Annotated in this window: 21 protein-coding genes, 2 tRNA genes and 2 pseudogenes; 9 read left to right on the top strand and 16 right to left on the bottom strand. The window is 35.5% G+C overall.

The window, feature by feature from the left end:
- Positions 1 to 632 precede the first annotated feature (632 nt).
- On the top strand, positions 633 to 1,781 hold the full coding sequence (gene ubiH, locus AAGD68_RS03695) for a 2-octaprenyl-6-methoxyphenyl hydroxylase (RefSeq protein ID WP_265044941.1): 1,149 nt from the start codon (positions 633 to 635) through the stop codon (positions 1,779 to 1,781).
- 120 nt (positions 1,782 to 1,901) lie between these two features.
- Here ubiH and AAGD68_RS03690 read toward each other — a convergent pair whose 3' ends face one another.
- Both AAGD68_RS03690 and AAGD68_RS03685 read right to left on the bottom strand, forming a co-directional pair.
- Positions 1,902 to 2,903: a gamma-glutamyl-gamma-aminobutyrate hydrolase family protein gene (locus tag AAGD68_RS03690; protein WP_264688494.1), complete on the bottom strand. Its 1,002-nt coding sequence runs from the start codon at positions 2,901 to 2,903 to the stop codon at positions 1,902 to 1,904.
- An 80-nt stretch (positions 2,904 to 2,983) separates the two neighbouring features.
- Positions 2,984 to 3,056: transfer RNA gene (locus AAGD68_RS03685), tRNA-Phe, on the bottom strand.
- Between the two features lie 81 nt (positions 3,057 to 3,137).
- On the opposite strand from AAGD68_RS03685, the gene coaD reads away from it, so the two are divergent.
- Positions 3,138 to 3,644 carry a pantetheine-phosphate adenylyltransferase gene (gene coaD, locus AAGD68_RS03680; RefSeq protein WP_253309665.1) on the top strand — a complete coding sequence of 169 codons (507 nt, stop codon included), beginning with the start codon at positions 3,138 to 3,140 and terminating at the stop codon, positions 3,642 to 3,644.
- Between the two features lie 68 nt (positions 3,645 to 3,712).
- The gene (locus AAGD68_RS03675) at positions 3,713 to 3,904 is read left to right on the top strand and encodes a zinc-finger domain-containing protein (RefSeq protein WP_253309666.1); all 192 of its coding nucleotides are present in this window, start codon (positions 3,713 to 3,715) and stop codon (positions 3,902 to 3,904) included.
- A 24-nt stretch (positions 3,905 to 3,928) separates the two neighbouring features.
- Here the strand turns inward: AAGD68_RS03675 and AAGD68_RS03670 are convergent, their stop codons facing one another.
- From AAGD68_RS03670 to rpsB, 7 genes are read right to left on the bottom strand one after another with little or no spacing between them, the layout of a single operon-like run.
- Positions 3,929 to 4,555 carry a phosphatidate cytidylyltransferase gene (locus tag AAGD68_RS03670; RefSeq protein ID WP_253309667.1) on the bottom strand — a complete coding sequence of 209 codons (627 nt, stop codon included), beginning with the start codon at positions 4,553 to 4,555 and terminating at the stop codon, positions 3,929 to 3,931.
- Positions 4,545 to 5,240 (bottom strand): polyprenyl diphosphate synthase, encoded by a 696-nt coding sequence (gene uppS / locus AAGD68_RS03665; RefSeq protein ID WP_341814122.1) that lies wholly within the window; start codon positions 5,238 to 5,240, stop codon positions 4,545 to 4,547. The genes AAGD68_RS03670 and uppS overlap by 11 nt, the downstream gene beginning before the upstream one ends.
- Positions 5,241 to 5,744 (bottom strand): hypothetical protein, encoded by a 504-nt coding sequence (locus AAGD68_RS03660; RefSeq protein ID WP_264688263.1) that lies wholly within the window; start codon positions 5,742 to 5,744, stop codon positions 5,241 to 5,243. It abuts the gene before it with no gap.
- Positions 5,745 to 5,750: 6 nt separating this feature from the next.
- Positions 5,751 to 6,308, bottom strand: a complete 558-nt coding sequence (frr, locus tag AAGD68_RS03655; protein ID WP_164224746.1) for a ribosome recycling factor — start codon at positions 6,306 to 6,308, stop codon at positions 5,751 to 5,753.
- 7 nt (positions 6,309 to 6,315) lie between these two features.
- Complete coding sequence (gene pyrH / locus AAGD68_RS03650) at positions 6,316 to 7,050, bottom strand: UMP kinase (RefSeq protein WP_182182811.1); 735 nt, start codon at positions 7,048 to 7,050, stop codon at positions 6,316 to 6,318.
- A 10-nt stretch (positions 7,051 to 7,060) separates the two neighbouring features.
- A complete protein-coding gene (gene tsf / locus AAGD68_RS03645) occupies positions 7,061 to 7,921 on the bottom strand; it encodes a translation elongation factor Ts (protein ID WP_264732175.1) in 861 nt (286 codons plus the stop codon).
- A complete protein-coding gene (gene rpsB, locus AAGD68_RS03640; RefSeq protein ID WP_253309669.1) occupies positions 7,902 to 8,750 on the bottom strand; it encodes a 30S ribosomal protein S2 in 849 nt (282 codons plus the stop codon). The genes tsf and rpsB overlap by 20 nt, the downstream gene beginning before the upstream one ends.
- Before the next feature lie 192 nt (positions 8,751 to 8,942).
- Between rpsB and AAGD68_RS03635 the strand changes: the two genes are divergently transcribed.
- The 5 genes and pseudogenes from AAGD68_RS03635 to AAGD68_RS03620 all read left to right on the top strand — a co-directional run bounded on the left by AAGD68_RS03635 (position 8,943) and on the right by AAGD68_RS03620 (position 13,273).
- Positions 8,943 to 9,019, top strand: a tRNA-Asp gene (locus tag AAGD68_RS03635).
- A 137-nt stretch (positions 9,020 to 9,156) separates the two neighbouring features.
- Positions 9,157 to 9,603: a preprotein translocase subunit YajC gene (yajC, locus tag AAGD68_RS03630; protein ID WP_253302548.1), complete on the top strand. Its 447-nt coding sequence runs from the start codon at positions 9,157 to 9,159 to the stop codon at positions 9,601 to 9,603.
- Positions 9,604 to 9,635: 32 nt separating this feature from the next.
- Positions 9,636 to 11,447: a glutamine--fructose-6-phosphate transaminase (isomerizing) gene (glmS, locus tag AAGD68_RS03625; protein WP_253309670.1), complete on the top strand. Its 1,812-nt coding sequence runs from the start codon at positions 9,636 to 9,638 to the stop codon at positions 11,445 to 11,447.
- Between the two features lie 204 nt (positions 11,448 to 11,651).
- Positions 11,652 to 11,788, top strand: a pseudogene (locus AAGD68_RS06770) (IS4 family transposase); the annotation flags it as partial.
- 375 nt (positions 11,789 to 12,163) lie between these two features.
- Positions 12,164 to 13,273, top strand: coding sequence for a hypothetical protein (locus AAGD68_RS03620; protein WP_265044935.1), 1,110 nt, complete (start codon positions 12,164 to 12,166; stop codon positions 13,271 to 13,273).
- Positions 13,274 to 13,431: 158 nt separating this feature from the next.
- Here the strand turns inward: AAGD68_RS03620 and AAGD68_RS03615 are convergent, their stop codons facing one another.
- On the bottom strand, positions 13,432 to 13,656 hold the full coding sequence (locus tag AAGD68_RS03615) for an ankyrin repeat domain-containing protein (RefSeq protein WP_253309672.1): 225 nt from the start codon (positions 13,654 to 13,656) through the stop codon (positions 13,432 to 13,434).
- Positions 13,657 to 13,658: 2 nt separating this feature from the next.
- On the opposite strand from AAGD68_RS03615, the gene AAGD68_RS03610 reads away from it, so the two are divergent.
- Positions 13,659 to 14,300 carry a latrotoxin-related protein gene (locus AAGD68_RS03610; RefSeq protein ID WP_265016784.1) on the top strand — a complete coding sequence of 214 codons (642 nt, stop codon included), beginning with the start codon at positions 13,659 to 13,661 and terminating at the stop codon, positions 14,298 to 14,300.
- 34 nt (positions 14,301 to 14,334) lie between these two features.
- Here the strand turns inward: AAGD68_RS03610 and AAGD68_RS03605 are convergent, their stop codons facing one another.
- The 6 genes and pseudogenes from AAGD68_RS03605 to ligA all read right to left on the bottom strand — a co-directional run bounded on the left by AAGD68_RS03605 (position 14,335) and on the right by ligA (position 18,684).
- Entirely contained in the window at positions 14,335 to 15,135 is an 801-nt protein-coding gene (locus tag AAGD68_RS03605) for an Rpn family recombination-promoting nuclease/putative transposase (protein WP_265044933.1), read from the bottom strand.
- Positions 15,132 to 15,662 (bottom strand): group II intron maturase-specific domain-containing protein, encoded by a 531-nt coding sequence (locus AAGD68_RS03600; protein ID WP_264688481.1) that lies wholly within the window; start codon positions 15,660 to 15,662, stop codon positions 15,132 to 15,134. Before AAGD68_RS03600 ends, AAGD68_RS03605 begins: the two co-directional genes overlap by 4 nt.
- Positions 15,663 to 15,878: 216 nt before the next feature.
- Complete coding sequence (locus tag AAGD68_RS03595) at positions 15,879 to 16,118, bottom strand: reverse transcriptase N-terminal domain-containing protein (RefSeq protein ID WP_253309103.1); 240 nt, start codon at positions 16,116 to 16,118, stop codon at positions 15,879 to 15,881.
- A gap of 37 nt (positions 16,119 to 16,155) precedes the next feature.
- Complete coding sequence (locus AAGD68_RS03590) at positions 16,156 to 16,299, bottom strand: hypothetical protein (RefSeq protein ID WP_265016318.1); 144 nt, start codon at positions 16,297 to 16,299, stop codon at positions 16,156 to 16,158.
- A gap of 452 nt (positions 16,300 to 16,751) precedes the next feature.
- Positions 16,752 to 16,997 (bottom strand): annotated as a pseudogene (locus tag AAGD68_RS03585) (PD-(D/E)XK nuclease family transposase); the annotation flags it as partial.
- 400 nt (positions 16,998 to 17,397) lie between these two features.
- Positions 17,398 to 18,684 carry an NAD-dependent DNA ligase LigA gene (gene ligA, locus AAGD68_RS03580; RefSeq protein ID WP_265045535.1) on the bottom strand — a complete coding sequence of 429 codons (1,287 nt, stop codon included), beginning with the start codon at positions 18,682 to 18,684 and terminating at the stop codon, positions 17,398 to 17,400.
- Between the last annotated feature and the right edge of the window lie 87 nt (positions 18,685 to 18,771).

Genomic DNA, 18,771 nt, shown 5'->3' with positions numbered 1-18,771 from the left:
CATTGTCTACCAGAAGGGTGTCATCCCAGTCTGGGATCCAGGAATTTTATTAAGTATAAAAATAGCTGTTTTATGTTAAAATACAACGTTTTGATGATTATGGAAAGGCTGGATTCCAGACTGGAATGACATCATCCTTTTTTCTGAATTCCAGTGTCAGCTACTTCCATGACATCATTATAAAGTAAAATGAGATCCCAGTGTCACGCACTGGGATGACAAGAAAGGGCTACTGGGATGACAAGAAAGGGCTACTGGGATGACAAGAAAGGGCTACTGGGATGACAAGAAGAGGGCTACTGGGATGACAGGGGAGTTGCCTTTTTTCTACTTAGTTTGGGTTATGCAAGAAATCTAACAAGAAAGGGCTACTGGGATGACAAGAAAGGGCTACTGGGATGACAAGAAGAGGGCTACTGGGATGACAGGGGAGTTGCCTTTTTTCTACTTAGTTTGGGTTATGCAAGAAATCTAATATGATTACTTCTATGCTTAGCCATTTTCAAGACAGGTTCTAAGAGACTTAATTTGTATATAGGAAAACCTTAAAGTCTTTTACTCATAGTATACAAAGTTTGTTTAAACTATTTTCAAAATAGATAAAATATAATTTTACAATTAGCGTGAATAAAATGAATTATGATGTAATCATTTCAGGTGGTGGGTTACTTGGTCTTATTACTGCAATTGGCCTCAGTTGTGACTCTGTGTCTGTAGCTGTGATTGAAAAAAATAGTCTACCACGTGTAGTAGATGACAACCGAGCATTTGCTATTTCTCAAGGCTCGAAAAAAATATTGGAAAAATTAGGGATTTGGCAGTTTATAGAAAGCGAAGCTGAGCCAATACTTGATATATGCATATTAGATGCGGTTACTGTGCATTACAATCATAAAATGGTTGGTGAAGAACCAATGGGTTATGTTATTAACAATGCTACTATATGGAATGCAATCAACAATAATTTTCTGAATAAACTAAATATATACTCTCCACATTCCTATAAAACAATTGCTTGTGATTCAGGATATGTGGAAGTTATTCTTGATAATAACCAGGAATTAATATCATCGCTACTTATCTGCGCTGAAGGCAAAAACTCTAAACTACCAGAGTTATTTTCTATACCGACAGTGAAATTTGATTATAAACAAAGTAGCATAGTATTTAATGTAAAGCATGAACTGCATCACCAAAACTTAGCTGTAGAGCGTTTTTTTCCTGGCGGTCCATCTGCAATTCTACCGATGAAGGGTGGCTATACTTCTTCGATAGTTTGGACAGAAAAATCTGGAATTTCAAAAATGCTAATGGATCTGTCTGAAGAAGAATTTATTATAGAGCTCAAAAAAAGATTTGGTTCTTATTTAGGAGAGATAAAATTAGAGGGTGAAAGAAAACTTTATCCTTTAAGTTTTGTTTTCGCAAAAAAGTTATATAAGGGTAGAGTTTTGCTTATCGGCGATGCAGCACATTCAATTCATCCAGTTGCAGGTCAAGGGCTTAATCTTGGAATTAGAGATGTAGAAAGTGTTATAAAGCACATAGTTGCTGCAAAAGCATCTGGTATTGATGTTGGCAGTAGTTATTTATTAAAGAAAATTTCACGTAACAGATACTTTGATAATTTTACAATGGCGCTTGCAACTGATGGATTAAATAGGATGTTCTCCAACAGAATATTCTGCGCTAAAGCACTAAGAAATCTTGGCTTGATTGCAGTTGAAAATTCAAATTTTCTCAAAAAAAGCTTCATTCGGCATGCTATGGGATTTATATAAACTACTATTTTATAGCTAATGCAAGTCATACCGCCGCGGTATCTCTAGATCCCGCTAACAAGCAGCGGGATGACGAATTTGTCGTTTATCAAATCGTTGGTAAATCTAAAGCTATAGCCATTAAGCACGATAAAGAAAATCATTTATAATCGCTATAGCAACTAGTGTAGACACTTGACGTTCCTTGTGATTTGATAAATAGAGGTTTTTATCTGATTTTACAACAAGAGCTTCTGGATGACATTGAAAGTAAATATTACCGTGCTTATCTTCAATAGCCTCTATTACCCCATCACTGGAAAATGCTGCAACTTTATATCCAAGTAACTCCAATTTTCTTCTATTTTCTGGTGTATTACTTACTGCCCCTGAATGAGCATCTGGAAAATATGTTGAAAACCAGCCATTTTCATTAGGTATTAAGAATTTAGCTACTAATTCCGCTAAACGACTGTTTGGAACGATCTTTATCTGCTGGAGAGGTGCATCCTCTTTATGTGGATTAGATGCTGATTTTAAATGAGATCTTCGCTTCTCTTCATCACTCACAACACTCACTACTTCAATTCCCTTTGCATTCATTATGCCTTCACATATGCCAAGTAAATGAATTGCAGGGTTATCATCCACTATTTTTGCAATTGCTTCAGTAACAAGCTGGCGACAAGGAGTGGGTGCTGAGTGTAAATTATCCGGAATAAATATTCTATTTATTTTGTGCTCTTTAATAAACTTTGCAACTTCAATTTTTATTCGGTCTAATGTCAGCTTCTTTGCCAATGTTTCATCTTGTTTTGCGAGATTAAGTGACTCTGTCTGAATTTTTTTAAGGCTAATTATCTTATTATAATCAATCAGTACAGTCTTAACCCCAAAGTTATTAAACATCTCGTAGATATTTTGAGATAGCCCAAGCTCATGTGCTTCTTCCGTTTTCAACAAACCAACAACTATGTCATTATTTACTGTATTTTCTGCCGTCAAGGCAGTTGACGCTGGTTCTTCTTTTCTGGTTACATGTTGAGATGCCGGTTTTTCACTAACGCCAGCATAAGTAATATTGCTTAATAATAGAACTATAATTAATAAGATCTTAAATACTTTATTGTAATATTTATACACCATAACTTGCCTCTCTAATATTTATATTACGATATAGAGTATTTTATAACAAAAAGGCAAATTTGCCAAGAAAGAGAAGGTGGCCTGAGCAGGAATCGAACCAGCGACACAAGGATTTTCAGTCCTTTGCTCTACCAACTGAGCTATCAGGCCAACTGTATACTTTCATTTTTAGATAAAAAATGTTATTATGTCTATCAAAAGTTTTTAAAGTAGTTTATATAAAAATAAAGGATGAACATTAATAACAGAATAGGAATCTACCCTGGCACATTTGACCCTATAACTTTTGGGCATATTGACATAATCAAAAGAGCGTGTAAACTAGTCGATAAATTAATAATAGGAGTTGCAGAAAATGTTAATAAGCATGTTGCCTTTGACACAAAGCTACGCACAAGCATGGCTGAAAGTGAAATCAAAGGGCTAGGAATTGATGCAGATGTTATATCTTTTAATGGGTTGCTAGTGAAGTTTGCCAAAGAGCAGAATGCTTCTGTTATTATTAGAGGATTAAGAGCAGTATCGGATTTTGATTACGAGTTTCAAATGAGTTGGGTAAATTATAAACTTCTTCCTGAAATCGAAACCATATTTCTTCCTGCTTCTGAAGATACTCAATTTATCTCATCAAGTTTTGTAAAGGAAATAGCAAGATTAGGAGAAGATGTTAGCAAATTTGTATCAAAAGGCGTTCAAAACGAATTGATTAACCTGAATAGGATAAAAAATGGAGAATAGTGCTTGTTGTTTTTTATTTCTGAATGGGTATATTCAATATATAAAATGTTATAAGCTAAAGGAGTAGCATGTCAAAAGTGAGGGTTAATAATAGAAAAGTTTGTTGTCATGGTGATGAGAATAATGAGGGTTCCGGCCATCCATTAATATATTTAGATATGGGAGAAGAAGAGGAAATAGCCTGCCCTTATTGTGAAAAGACGTTTGTCCATGACTGTACTGTAGAAGCGGTTGGGGAGCTGACTAGGGATGACCTCTAATGGCACTTTGTTTCTTCTGCAGACTTAGCTTATGTAAATAGCAAGAAGAGGGGCAGTAAAAATGAAACTATCCATACGATCGAGCACTCCTCCATGGCCAGGTATCATACTTCCACTATCTTTAACACCGTAAGCTCTTTTAACAAGCGACTCAGTGAAATCGCCAAGTTGCGCTAGAATAGCGATTGCAAGGCCAATGATTGGAGAATAAAAAATTGAAAATAGACCAAAAAATATTGATCCAAAAATTGTGCACACTACTCCAGCTAAAATCGCACCAAGAAGTCCTGTCCAAGTTTTTCCAGGGCTAAGAATTGGGCAAATTTTAGCTCCACCAAAATTCTTACCAAATAGGTAGGCAGTAATGTCAATTCCCCAAATGGTTAAGACGAACCATACTAATGCGTATTTTCCCTGTGGTAGGTTATATAAATATATTAATGAGGCGCTTGGTAGTGCAATCAATAATAATGCGAAAACGTATAAAATTTTGTTTCCTTGGGTTAGATTATACCATTCAAAAGAAGATAAAACTGCTATTGAAAAAATCAATAGGTAAAACGATAAATCACTGAAATATGTAGCAAAGGAAAATATGAATAATATTACTATTGAGGACAACATTCTAATTATAAAATTATTATCTACCATATTTTTTCTCTCTTTTTGTATAATCTTCTAATGCTTTACTCAAATCTTGACAAGAAAAATCAGGCCATAAAGTATCACAAAAATACAATTCAGCATAAGCTGCTTGCCATAATAAAAAGTTGCTTAATCTTTTTTCGCCGCCAGTGCGAATTAATAAATCCAATTTTGGCAGATCTTTAGTATACAGAAATTTTTCAAATTCCTCTTCTGATACATAAGCAATATTTTCTTTTATAATATTGCTTATAGCTTGTGTAATTTCTTGCTTTGCTCCGTAACTGACTGCCACAGTGAGTAATAAACCATCGTTCTTATGTGTCATTTCTTCTACTTTTTTAATTTGATCCAATATTTTACTGGATAACAGACTTAAATTGCCAATAAAATTCAACTTAATGTTACAGTTGCAAATGAAATTGACTTTATCTTCATTAGTTAAAACGGAGTAAAATAAATCAAATAGACAGTCAGTTTCGTTTTTGGGTCTAAGCCAATTCTCCATAGAGAATGCATACAAAGTTAAGTAGGGTATGGTTAGGTCCGTACAATACTTGGCAATATCGTATGCAACTTCACTGCCCTTTTTATAACCATCAATTTTTACCTTTCCTTGATTGTTCGCCCATCTACCATTACCATCCATAATAATTGCTAAATGTTTCGGTAAAGATTCTTGATTCAACATTTAAAGTTCACCTAAACCACCCGATATCATCTGAGTGCTTAACATATCACTGTACAAAAATAGTGATTTAGTAGCAATCTCTACTTGAAAGGTGTCATCCCAGTAGCCCTTTTTCCTGTCATCCCAGTGCGTGACACTGGGATCTAAGTATAAAAATATTTGCAAATTATGCAATGAACAACAGATTCTTGGGGCATATAATGTCCATGATGAAAATAAGATGTATCCCAGTGTCACGCACTGGGATGACAGGAAAGAGGGAAATGGATAACAGATTCTTAGAGCATATAATGTCCATGATGAAAATAAGATGTATCCCAGTGTTACGCACTGGGATGACAGGGAAAAAAGGCACTGGGATGACAAAAAAGAGGACACTGGAATGACATCATTTACTGTATAATACTGTGCAATATTGCAACGTTCATACAGTTGTGTGTCGACTACCTCCATGACACCTTTGCATATAATTTTTTCTTTTTCACTACTGAAGGTTTCTTTCATATTACCTTAGTGATGCAATATATCCTTTTCTTTGATGGACAATTCACCATCAATCTTTTTTATATTATCATCAGTAATATTTTGTATTTCCTTCTTAGCACCATGAAAATCATCTTCTGAGATCTCCTTATTTCCCTTCATTTTCTCTATTTCTTCCATAACATCTCTGCGTATATTTCTGATGGCAATCCGCGCATTTTCAGAAAACTGATGCAATAATTTTACTAATTTTTCACGGGTTTCTTGTGTTAAATCCGGAAGAGCTATACGTATGGTATTGCCCTCAACAACAGGATTTAAATTCAAGTTGGCATTTAATATAGCATTTTTCACTTCACCTACAACATTAATATCCCAAACTTTAATTGATAGGGTTTTGTTATCTATAACTGAAACGCCTGCAACCTGATTTAACTTTTGATGTCCACCATAGATATTTACAACTATACCATCAAGCAACGATGCGCTAGCTCTACCAGTGCGTACGCCTTTAATATCATCATGAAAGGACTGAATAGTTTTTAGCATTCTTTCTTTTGTTTTAGCTTTTATTTCATTTAACATAAATTACCTACTGTTTACAATCTGAAACTATAGTATAAGTACCTTGACCCTTAATAATATTGACTATTTTTTCTCCCTTCAAAGAAAAAACTATAATTGGAATAGAATTCTCACGAGCAAGTGAAATTGCTGATGCATCCATAACTTTTAAATCACGAGTCAATAAATCCGTGTAAGAAAGCCTATCATACATTACAGCATCCTCATTTTTTTTCGGATCAGCGGAGTATACACCATTTACTTGTGTACCCTTTAGAATAACATCACAATTCATTTCAACAGCACGTAAGGCTGCAGCTGTATCTGTAGTAAAAAATGGGTTGCCTGTGCCTGCTGCAAAAATTACCACTCTACCTTTTTCTAAATGACGAATAGCTTTCCTTCTTATGTAAGGTTCACATACAGTGGCCATGGGTATTGCAGATAATACCCTAGAAGCTACTAAATTTTTTTCTAAAAAGTTTTGTAAAATTAAAGCATTGATTATAGTTGCAAGCATTCCAATATAATCACTGCTTGCTCTTTCACAGCCACTTAAAGACGCAGATGCGCCACGAAAGATATTACCACCACCAACAACAATACATACCTGAACTCCAAGCCTGTTAACATCAGCTATATCTTTGCATAATTGGCTTATTATTCCCATATCATGGCCAAAAGACTGTGACCCCATCAAAGCTTCACCAGAGATCTTCAATAACACTCTAGAGTATTTTACTTTATCTGCTAAGGAAGACATTTCTTGCCATTTAGTTTGCACTGCCCAAAACAAGTAACTTGTAATCAGATAATTTAATAGCACTCACCTCGCTTGATTTTATAAAATCAGAAACCTTCATTTTATCATCTTTTATGAACTTTTGTTCTAGTAAAACAACTTCTTCATAGTACTTAGCCATTCGTCCATCTACTATTTTTTTTGCTACTTCTTCAGGTTTATTTAAGCTCCTTACTTGCTCTTCAATTATAGAACGTTCATTTTTCAACTTCATTTGATCTAAATCATCTATAGACAAAGCTTCAGGCTTCATAGCAACTATGTGCATCGCTATTTGTTTTCCAATTTCCTGTAACTTTGCCTTATCACCGGGTGATTGCAATGCAACTAAAGCGCCAGTTTTACCTAAACCACGTACATCACCGTGTACATAACCAGCAACAACTCCATCCTTAGTCTCTAGGTAACAAAGCTTGCTCAACTCTAACTTTTCACCAAGAACTGACGTACCATTCATAATAGCTTCCTGCACTGTGCCAATGCTTTCATACTTGGCATTTTTTAACTCATCAACGCTGATACAGCGTTCTTGATGAGCAATTGATGCTAAATTTGAAACTAACTCTATAAATTTCTCATTCCTTGCAACAAAATCGGTTTCGCAATTGAGTTCAACCAATGCACCATAATTTTCAGTCAAACACATAGCAACGAGCCCATCTGAAGCTACTCTATCAGATTTTTTGTCAGCTTTAGCAAGACCTATTGTACGCAACTTATCAACGGCTTTCTTGATGTCACCATCACATTCTTCTAATGCTTTTTTACAGTCACTTAAGCCAAGCCCTGTCCTATCACGTAATTCCCTTATATTATCTGGATTCATCTTCATTTGTTACTACCTCCCTTTCTTCTTCTTTGTAAACTTTACTACGTTTCCTTTTAGTTTGCACAATACTATCTTCTTTTTCTTGAATAAACTCATCACCTTTTATATTATCAATCTTAACTCCAGATCTTGCTAGACTAGACTCTATTCCAGCTAATATAGAGTCGGTAGCTAATTTACAATAGAGCTCTATTGATTTTCTTGAGTCATCATTTCCAGGTATTAGATAAGTAATATCATCTGGATCAGAATTAGTATCAAGTATTGCAACTATTGGAATTCCTAACTTTTTAGCCTCCTTAACCGCAATATGCTCTTTATTAGTATCAATGATGAATAAGATATCAGGAATTGCTCCCATTTCTCTAATACCACCAAGCGCCTTATCAAGCTTTTGCTTTTTCTTTTCAATGTTCCCCAATTCTTTCTTTGTTAAAATGCTATCCTCGTCATTTAATATTTTCTCATATTGTATCAAGGTTTTTATCGAAGAAGAAACAGTGCCCCAATTAGTAAGCATACCACCAAGCCATCGATGATTCACATAATATTGACCACAACGAATCGCTTCACTTGCAATAATATCAAAAGCTTGAAACTTTGTACCAACAAATAGAATGCGACCACCTTGAGATGCAACGTCATATAAAGCCTTCATGGCCACCTGTAGCAATGGTAATGTTTTTCGCAAGTCAATTATATGTATACGATTTTCTTGATGCACTCCATATATGTATGGAGCCATTTTTGCGTTCCAGCGACTAATTTTGTGACCAAAATGTACACCAGATTCGGCTAAATCACGCACAGTGACTTCAGGCAAATTTGTCATATATCATTCCTCCAAATAGTTTATCTTCCATGGCATAACCCTAATGGGACTACTTGTACAAGCCATGTGTGAAATTAAATTATTTACATAGTAATAGAAAAGACAGCAAAGCGCAAACAAAAAATATTGACAAAGGGCAACATGTTTATTAGCTTTAAAGTCGAAGCCTGAAAACGCTAAAAAGAAATTAGGGGGGGTGTAGCTCAGTTGGTTAGAGCGCATGCCTGTCACGCATGAGGTCGTGAGTTCAAGTCTCATCACTCCCGCCATAGTGGTTTTAGCATAATCTAAAATCCGCAATATTATTGCCGGTATTTAGAAACGTTTTCACCAGACTTGACATGGCATGGTATTGTAATTAATACTTAAATAGGTTTGTTTTTATCATTAACAATTAGGATTAAATATGCTCATTTCTGAAGTTTTTGCAGCAGATGCAACTAGCAATGCATCAAGTATCGGCGCATCTTTTGCTAGTTTTATTCCATTGATTTTAATATTTGTGGTATTTTATTTTCTTATTATTCGCCCAAACCACAAAAAACTAAAAGAACATAGAAAAATTATAGATCAAATAAAACGTGGTGATACAGTCATTACTTCTGGCGGGATAATAGGTGAAGTTAATAAAGTTGATGAGGCAAATGCACAATTTATAATAGAAATAGCACCAAAAGTTGAGGTGAAAGTCCTAAAGTCCGCTATATCTGAAGTTTTAAACAAAGAAACTCAAAAAGTGGCAGCTAAACCAATTGAAAAAGGCAAAATCGAAAAGAGTGATAAAAAGAATAAAAATCAACCACCAGAGGAAAGTAAAAAGGGAAAAGATGATAAAGGCAAAAATGCTGCATAACTTTAAAAGAAAGTTCATTTGGTGATCCATTTGTGTGCGGAATATTTGGTGTAGTAAGTAGCGGTGATTCAGTAATACCAACTTTACTAACTGGGTTGCAAAAATTGGAATATAGGGGATATGATTCCTCAGGTATAGCAATCATAAATAACGAAGGCGAGATAGAAGTCAAAAAATCAGAAGGTAAAGTTAAAAGATTGTATGAAGTTGTTGATGAAAGCAAGATGTCTCACAGTACAGTTGGTATAGCACATACTCGCTGGGCTACACATGGAGTTCCAGGCCTTAAAAATGCTCATCCCATTCATACAAATAATGTTGTTGTTGCTCATAACGGCATAATTGAGAATTACAATCTGCTAAAAAAGGGTCTAGAAGAAAGGGGAATGTTATTCCATACTGATACTGACACAGAGATCATACCAAATATGCTAACCTTATATCTTGATGAAGGATTGTCGCCAGTTGATTCTCTATTTAAGTGTTTAAACAACTTACATGGCTCATTTGCCTTGGTCTTATTATTTGCAGAATATCCAGATGCCTTATTTGTTGCGAAGAGAAATTTGCCTTTAGCAATAGGCTATAACTGTAACACAGTGTTTGCTGCATCTGACTCTAATGCTTTAAGTGCATTTGTGGAAAGAATATCGTATTTGGAAGATGGTGACATTGCAGTGATAAAATCTAGTGGAGTTAGTATATACAACAATGGTACACAAGTTAAACGTAGTATAGAAAATAGTAGTCCAAGTGATTTTCTAATTAGCAAAAATGGGTATCCTAGCTTCATGTTAAAAGAGATTTTTGAGCAACCGCGTGCATTAAACAAAACAATAAATCAATTTTACAAGCAATATAAAGAGGTCAACAAAAAATTGTTTTCTGAGCGGAGTTACATTACTATAGTTGGATGCGGGTCATCTTATTTTGCCGGGCTAATAGCAAAATATTGGCTGGAAAGTGTCGCTCAAGTTCGAGTATATCTAGAAATCTCATCAGAATTTAGGTATAGCAACGTCAAGCTAGAAGAAGGCAGCATTGGGTTATTCATCTCTCAATCTGGCGAAACTGCAGATACCATAGAAGCGCTGCGTTATGCGAAATCACAGAAGCAAACAATCATTAGTATAACTAACACATTTAACAGCAGCATTGAAAAGATCTCAGATATTGTGTTACATACTCTTGCTGGGCCAGAAATTGGTGTTGCTTCAACAAAAACCTTTTCTGCGCAACTTGCAACTTTAGCATGCTTTGCCGTGGAGCTTGGAAAAATAAAAGGTATACTGGGTGGAGAGAGAATAAAACAGCTAAGCAGTGCTATCAATTCTATTCCCGAGTATGTTGAGCACGTTTTGAATGTGATGCAAATACAACATATATCAGGTAGTATATTAGAGCACAATAACGTTATTTTAATTGGCAGAGGAAGTTCATACGGAGTTGCAATGGAAGGTGCATTGAAGATAAAAGAGCTTTCATACATCAATACAATTGGTATTGCAGCGGGAGAAATGAAGCACGGTTCTATTGCTTTAATAGACTCTACTGTGCTTGTTATAGCAATTATCCCTTATGATAGTTTATTCTTTAAAACGCTATCTAATATACAAGAGATTATTGCAAGAAAAGGCAAAGTAATTGCCTTCAGTGATAAGCAAGGAGCGCCATTCCTAAGGGGAGTTTGCGCAGATGTGGTGCAACTTCCAGACACTGATAATTTTATCTCTCCTATCATCTATAGTGTTGCTATGCAATTCCTTGCTTACTATACTGCAGCAAAAAAAGGGTTAGATGCCGATTGTCCAAGAAATTTAGCTAAGTCTGTCACGGTTGAGTAGTCCATTTAAAGTTAAAGCTAGACTTCTAATTAAGGTAACCGTTCACTCAATGGCGTCAACTTAAGGAAAAATGTCTGCGATTGTGTGTAAAATTTCTCTCTAAAATTTTTACCATTAAATTACCCAAAAGCTGCAATAAACAGCACTTTTGTTTCTGTTTTATTTCAACAAAGAAGTCTAAAATGTGTCCTTTTTAGGTGAAACATGCAAAAAGGGAAAAATCTTATTTTACAAATTAAAAATACAATATACTCGAAAACTTTTCAGAAGATCCATTTTGTTGGAAAAAAAGTTTCACACGCACAAGAAAACTTCCTTTTACGACAGTATTAGACTTCCTGCATAACCAATAACGAACTTTTATTGGGAATAGAGACGAAAAAACCTACTTGACAAACTCCGCCAGCCCCCCTTATCATGGTATTGAAGGTATTCATTTATCTTCAATCTGTGCAGATTAAACGACAACAGACTCTTGTTTCAATGTTAAACAAAATACCATAGAACTCAAGAAGACAATTCCTAGAAAATTTCTACATCCAAAAAAAGGCAAATCGTCTTAATGCTGTTTCAATGTAAAAGATAAGCTAAATTTTTACAAGGAAAACATTTCAAGCAGCAAGACACCTTTGATTGAAAAAGAGCACCAAATTTATGGAGCGAGCAACTGCAACTACTACAACTAAATCAATAAATCTTAATAGGGGAAAAACATTATGAAAACGTCAAAACTGACATTAGTATGTGATATATATGAGTTAACAAATAAAGATGGAAAGAATATTCAAAAGCTAGCAAGAGAAATAGAGGAAGGGAAAGGTATTGCTGGAAGGTTCAGAAATGGAATATTTAAAAAATCCAGCTATAACGTAAGCACGATTCTTTTAGCAAAAATAACTTACAAGTATCAGGGTAGAGAGGAGACATTATCACTACTACATTATGCTATAAGTCATAAAAATAATCAAGCTGTAAAAGATCTTTTAGAAGAAGCCAAAAAACAAAAACTATTAAAGGAAGTTCTGAATGAAGAGATGACCACAAAACATTCAGATGGTCGGGAAGAAATTCATACAATACTTACAGATGCTATATCACGTAGAGACAATGACATGATTAGAGCAGTGTTAAAGATCTCTGAGGAAAATGGTATCTTGAAAGAGATTGTCAAAAAAAGAATAACGATAAAACATTCAAATGGCGAGGAAATGACTTACACCCCATTTACCTATGCTGAAGCACGTAAAAATAGTGAGGCTGTAGAAGAAATCTTAAAATTCTCCGGAGAACTTTTTAATAAGAGAGCAACCCAGAAGCCCACTGTTGTAACAGCCAAAACTACTACAGCTAAAGATGAAAATAGTAAGGAAGTGCATGAAGTATGTAAATATAGTGTAATAAATATAGAGCATAAAGATGCTACTCACGTAATTGATAAAGCTACAGAAACTGACACTAAATTATGTAATATAAATAGTGAAGATCTTCAACCTATATGTGAAAGCAGCGAAGAAGTGCAAAATGATTCAACTACTGTAGAGCCAACTTCCGTTGATAGAGCTGACAGCCCATCTTTCGCTGAGCCATGTAGTGGATCTGGCAACACTGTGACCCTCAACACGGCAAAGACAGGCAATCGTAGCAGGTATTGTTGGCACAGCGTTATTGGTGAGCGGTGTTGTATTTTATGTTTTGAAAATCGATGTCACAGTAGCAGTAGCTGTGGGAGTAGTTGGATTGGTGTGTATGAGCTTTGCGCTGTACAATATCATAAACCCCAACACCAAGCTCGAGAAAGTGGAAGATATAGAACAGCTAATTGTTGAGTCTTCTTTGAATCCAACATAAAAGTGTATATTCAAAAAATCATAATCATCAAGAAAATAATTTCTTAAGAAGAATCTCTAAATTATTAACTCAATATTTATTTCCCTGCTATTTCTCCTTACCTTGAGCGTATGAGGTTTTGAATAGCTCCCAAAAATCACTTCTGCAACCTAGTATTGCCACTACAGGTAGAAACTCCTTCAAGACTAGAGTTAGGAGTAGGTAATAGTACATTAAAAAATTCTATAATATCTTGCTTGTTTTGTGCAATAGCTAAACCCATAGGGGTATTTTTATAATTATCTTCAACATTAATATTAGCCCCTTTTTCCACAAGAAACTTGGCTGTATCTAAGTGACCATAAGAAGCAGCAAAGTGCAAAGGTGTTGCACCATTCTGGGCTTGAGCATGAATGTTGGCCTCCTCAGTTTATCTCTTCTCCTTTTAAGCCAGCTATAGATATGAAGCATTCCCAACCTTCTAAAGCTATTACAGCTCAAGGTATTGATACAAATGGTACACTTCTTTTATTAGATGTATTTATAAGAAAAGTTACAGGCCAAAAGTATATTTCTAACGATATAAGGAGTATTTCTGAACAGGAAGCGCAAATTTATGCATTACCTATTGCAAAAGAATTTGAACAAGCATTAGAGGGTGCTGCTATTGAGTCAGGAATACCAGTTACAAATCTAAAATTTAATCCTGTAGAAGTATTCTTAAAGGTGGCCGGGCAAATAAGAAGTGGTAAATTCTCTGAAATATCAAAAACCTTATACTCATCTGCAAAAGAAGCTTGTCCAGAGTTTGAACAAACTGGTGAGTTTCTAGTTCATGTGAAAAGCCATCTAGAAGAGTTTTTAGCTAAAAAGGAAACTGTATTTCTACAACAAAAGCAGACTGCAGATCAGCCAACATCTAGTGTTTCAAGGAAAGTAGTTGCAATGGAGCCATCTAAAAAGCCTGATACCTTCTTAAGCGATACATCAGTAGTTAAAGGCATAAAGCATGTTTTAGGGCTATGAAATCCCTCTTTTGTGAAGAGCTTAACAAAAATGGTTAAAAAGTATTTTCTTCCTGAAGTTTTTTTATTTCAGCTTTAGGAAGACCGGTCGCTTGGGAGATGGTATCAATGGAAACGCCAGCCTTAAGTAGGTTTTTTGCGACTTCAATATCCCTATCTTTTCTGCCCTCTTCCCTACCTTCCGCTCTGCCTTTTTCATGTCCGATTTTTATGCCTTTTTCAGTAGCATCATCAATTTTTTGAGCGAGGACAGCCTGTTCATCAAGAATACGTTTTATTTCCTGTTCGTAGGCAATAAATTCTTTCTCTGACCAATTGAATCTATTTAGCTCTTCATAGGCCTTTTTAATTATTACATCACTACCTATTATTTTTTCCAGCTCTTCTTCACTAGTCTCATCTGCATATTTAAAGAAGTATATCCATTTTTCAACTATATTTTCTAACTGATCTTCTTTTGTTTTCGGAAATTTTGGCAATTCAATAAATATAAAATAAAAATCTTTTAGATCGTGTTCATTAGTGTCTTCATCTCGAATAGTATGCTTTGATTTGTACTCAGATTTATTAGGAAACAGTACACAATCTGCTATAGCAATGAAGATAATTTCCTTAAGGTTATGGTATTGATCGCCCTTATCAGCTTGTCTTGAATAAGCTTTAGCTGCATAGTATTGAGCGCGTTTTTCAAAGCCTTTAGTTTTAGCGACCTGGTTAGGTAAGGAAGTAGTATTACTACTACTCCCTCCCTTAGAAACGCAGCATGCAGGTTTCCCAGCACTGCGCTTGAGCCCCTTATCTAAGTTCTTCTTTTCTCGAACCGGCTTGTCTTTCATGATTCCTCGGAAAACAGCATCTTTAGTGGTGACACTAACAGTAGAGAACCTTCTCTTGAGAAAGAGCTTGCTAACATTCTTGTTCGTTTCACTCTTTTATCAAAATACTTTTTCCATTTTAAGTCAAGTGGATTTGCATCCGCCCTGATTTTAATATGACGTCTAATAGGAATATCGCTTAGTTTGAGTAAGCTCATAAACCTTATTTCCTTTGGTTTGTTCTTGCATACAGAAGTAGCAAAGACCCATTGACGATGATTCGTTACTTTGAAGTAGCGATTCTTTATCCAACGTAACCCTTTACGGGGATGTCTTTTCTTTGCCCATTTCCATAAACTATGCCAAATTTCATTGTCGATCTTACTAAACGCTTTTTTAGCACACACATGACGGTAATAGTTTCCCCATCCTCTTAGTAGAGGATTGAGTGATTTAATTACTACAGCTTGTGAACTACCTATATTTGCTTTTATTAATGCACGCGCTTTTTTAAGAAACCTCTTAACACTTTCCTTCGAAGGCGTAATAATTAATTTCTTGCTGTATCTACGTACATTACAACCGAGAAAATCGAACCCTTTTGTAATAGGCTCTATCTTTTATCGTGGGTATTCCAAGAGGTCTTCTTTTGCCATTAGATTTACTGATATAAATTCGTTTTAGCGGAGAAGGTTTATACCCTCTTTGTTTTAACTGCTTTATTCCTTGAAATTTAGCATTGTAAGTTGACCATAGTTGACGATCTACACCTGCTGTGTTTTTCCTTGGTTTTCAGTTACTCTTTTAATGGCTAAAGCTTTTCCACTAAAAGAGCGTGTTAAGAGATGTTGTAAAGATTTTACCTTACTCCATCTTCCTTCTTGAACAGCCTTAACAATACGCCTTTGTAGCCTCATAACAACCTTTTGGCATTTCTTCCATGGCAACTGGTTCCATGCTTCGGAGCTGTTGGTAGGTGCACTTACAGTTTTACTTGTAATCATCTGCTTTCCTACCTTAAGTGGTTGACAAAGTTTCTTGTCACGAGGGACCAAATGGAAGTCTGCTCGTTTTCACGCGAATTAATGTTACAAATTCTATCCATTTCGTTACAAAATGGCATTCGCTTTCTCCATTTTCCTTTACCTGCATTTTCATCAGCGTTCCTTGCGGTTTGCTTGCCATATAGGCGGAAATACAGGCTTACCCTGTTCCTTCTGTCATACAACAGTGGGTTAGGTGACTTCTCTATACCGGTGGAGTTATTATTTGCGTACATCTAGAGATGAAAAATGTAACTTATCCACATTACCTTTTGGTCAGAGCTTATCAGCATCTTTAGCTCTTCAATTTTTACGATACTTACGAAGCTTCACTTACGTTCACCATACCACTAGCCTAGCCCTCCAACCACATGATGCTTGTAGTTTATGCTCCTCTTACGATTACGCATCTTCTTTTTCAAGAGGAGGTTCATTGTCCGCATCGCTCGGCACCAACCGGTTACCCGATTCGCACTGATGCGTAGACTCAGATGGCAAAACATCTGGTTTAATAAGTTTTAGAACTCTTTCAGTTTCTTTCTGAAGGAATTCCTCTCCCTTTAAACAATATGACCGAAGACTTTCAGGTCGCACCATCTCGCAAATGTATTGAGCACCTGTAGAATCTCTACAGAGAACATCAACAATACTTTGCTTTTTAGCGGCGATATCAGGGTCTTGAATAGTACTTAAAAACTCTATATCCTGTATTGCATTTTTGCCAGCAAAACCCAGAATATCATTGAGGAAGTGAATAAGGATACCTTTATTTTTTTCAGTACCAAAGATACGGCGAAATGCGACATCATTCTTTGGATCGAGAAACTTCGAAAGAGCCATAGCAAGGGTACCTAAAAAGCATTAATAATTATACATAATTCTGAAAAAATATTCAACTTCTTTATTTTTAGTTTATTTTTTTAAGTTTTGAATGCGTTGATGAAAAAAATGTCTCCCATAGATGGCTTTAGAATACTACTACGTACCTTAGAGGTCCTTTTGTAGATCTTTTTATAACCCCCTCATAAAGCGCCTAAAAACCCCTGCAAATGAATTCATGAGCTATAAAGAGCTCTAAAAACACTTATTTTTGGTGTAAGAGACTAACCTGGCGATGAAATTAAGTAGTTATGCCCCCAAAATTGAAGTTATACATATAAAGGCCATTCTGAACTGGTCTAAGTGTTTCTTTTATGATGAAAAAGCCATTCTTTCTCAGTTAAAATTTTAACACCTAGTTCTAAAGCTTTTTTATACTTTGACCAGGTTTTTCACCGACAACCAAGAAGTCCGTTTTAGGCGATACATTTGAACTCACAATTGCGCCTAAAGATTCCTTTAGTGCTTGCGCTTCATTTCTTTCCATTTTTGAAAGTTTTCCAGTAAAAACTACTGTTTTGCCATTAAAAATGGAATTGCTAGTATTAGCAACCACAGGCAGAATATTTAACTGAGCAGCAAGGTCATTTACCATTTCAATATTATCCTCATCAGAGAAAAATTCCTCCAAGGAAGTTATAGTTTCTTCGCCTATGCCTATTATGCTCATTAATTTATCAGGAGCTTCTCTATCATAAGGTAATTGAGCCATAACTTCATACCAACCATCATAAGATTTGTAATGATTAGCTAGTATTTTTGCTACGTGTGGTCCTACAAGTCTAATTCCCAAAGAAGTTATAAACTTTTCAAGCGTTACAGTTCTTCTGCTGTTGATTGAGTTCAATAAATTAGATATTGATTTTTCACCCCATCCCTCTTGTTCACTTAAGTTGAAATTTTTGAGTTTTTCTTCGAGAGCAAAAATGTCAGATATTTTCCTTATCAAACCAAGGTCATAAAGGAACTCCACTTGGTTACTGCCAAAACCTTTAATGTCAAGAACTTCCACAAAATATTTTAACTTTCCTATTCGCTGTGCTTGGCAACCGTTTTCTCCGGAACATCTAGCTGTAGCTTCATCTTTAAATATATCTACTGCACTTCCGCATTCCGGGCAAGTATCAGGAAATATAAACTTTGGTGTATTCCGAGAACGAGACTTTTTATCCACTTCTACAATGCGGGAAATAACATCTCCAGCTCGTTCTACTACTACGATATCACCTTCCCTTATGTCTTTGCGCTTAATTTCATCTTTATTATACAGATTTGCCCTAGTAATGAGAACCCCTCCTATATTTATCGGAACTAATTCAGCGATTGGAGTTAATTGACCTGTTTTGCCTACTTGTACTGATATCTTCTTTATCTTGGTTTTTCCTTGAGTTGCAGGAAGTTTGTGTGCTGTAGATTCACGTGGTGCCTTGTTAGTATTTTCAAGATGTTCTTGCAACTGTAAGTTATTAATTTTATAGACTACCCCGTCGACATCGTAACCTAATTCATGGCGATTATCACAGATTCTGTTATAAAACCCCAGCATTTCGTCCACATTGTTTGCTAAAAATTTATACTCATTAACACAGAATCCTAGCTCTTTTAACTTGTTTAATACTTCAAATTGAGTCTTTTCTGCTCCACCAATTAAAGAATAGGCAAAGTACCTGAGTACTTTCGCCGAAGTATTTATCGAGTACGCATTTTAAATCAGGCTTTGGTTCTTATTTTACAA

The sequence above is a fragment of the Wolbachia endosymbiont (group A) of Machimus atricapillus genome, assembly GCF_964027095.1.
Taxonomy (GTDB): Bacteria; Pseudomonadota; Alphaproteobacteria; order Rickettsiales; family Anaplasmataceae; genus Wolbachia.
Note: the sequence above shows the minus strand (reverse complement) of the source record. Positions and strands in the feature narration are given on the sequence as shown.

Bases quoted from the DNA above. Each gene is read 5' to 3' on its own strand.
- AAGD68_RS03670 (WP_253309667.1), bottom strand. From the start codon at position 4,555: ATGGTAGATAATAATTTTATAATTAGAATGTTGTCCTCAATAGTAATA.
- uppS (WP_341814122.1), bottom strand. From the start codon at position 5,240: ATGTTGAATCAAGAATCTTTACCGAAACATTTAGCAATTATTATGGAT.
- tsf (WP_264732175.1), bottom strand. From the start codon at position 7,921: ATGAAGATGAATCCAGATAATATAAGGGAATTACGTGATAGGACAGGG.
- AAGD68_RS03595 (WP_253309103.1), bottom strand. From the start codon at position 16,118: ATGATTACAAGTAAAACTGTAAGTGCACCTACCAACAGCTCCGAAGCA.
- AAGD68_RS03620 (WP_265044935.1), top strand. From the start codon at position 12,164: ATGAAAACGTCAAAACTGACATTAGTATGTGATATATATGAGTTAACA.
- AAGD68_RS03660 (WP_264688263.1), bottom strand. From the start codon at position 5,744: ATGAAAGAAACCTTCAGTAGTGAAAAAGAAAAAATTATATGCAAAGGT.
- ubiH (WP_265044941.1), top strand. From the start codon at position 633: ATGAATTATGATGTAATCATTTCAGGTGGTGGGTTACTTGGTCTTATT.
- AAGD68_RS03675 (WP_253309666.1), top strand. From the start codon at position 3,713: ATGTCAAAAGTGAGGGTTAATAATAGAAAAGTTTGTTGTCATGGTGAT.
- rpsB (WP_253309669.1), bottom strand. From the start codon at position 8,750: ATGACAAATTTGCCTGAAGTCACTGTGCGTGATTTAGCCGAATCTGGT.
- AAGD68_RS03590 (WP_265016318.1), bottom strand. From the start codon at position 16,299: ATGGCAAGCAAACCGCAAGGAACGCTGATGAAAATGCAGGTAAAGGAA.
- pyrH (WP_182182811.1), bottom strand. From the start codon at position 7,050: ATGTCTTCCTTAGCAGATAAAGTAAAATACTCTAGAGTGTTATTGAAG.
- yajC (WP_253302548.1), top strand. From the start codon at position 9,157: ATGCTCATTTCTGAAGTTTTTGCAGCAGATGCAACTAGCAATGCATCA.
- coaD (WP_253309665.1), top strand. From the start codon at position 3,138: ATGAACATTAATAACAGAATAGGAATCTACCCTGGCACATTTGACCCT.
- frr (WP_164224746.1), bottom strand. From the start codon at position 6,308: ATGTTAAATGAAATAAAAGCTAAAACAAAAGAAAGAATGCTAAAAACT.
- AAGD68_RS03605 (WP_265044933.1), bottom strand. From the start codon at position 15,135: ATGAAAGACAAGCCGGTTCGAGAAAAGAAGAACTTAGATAAGGGGCTC.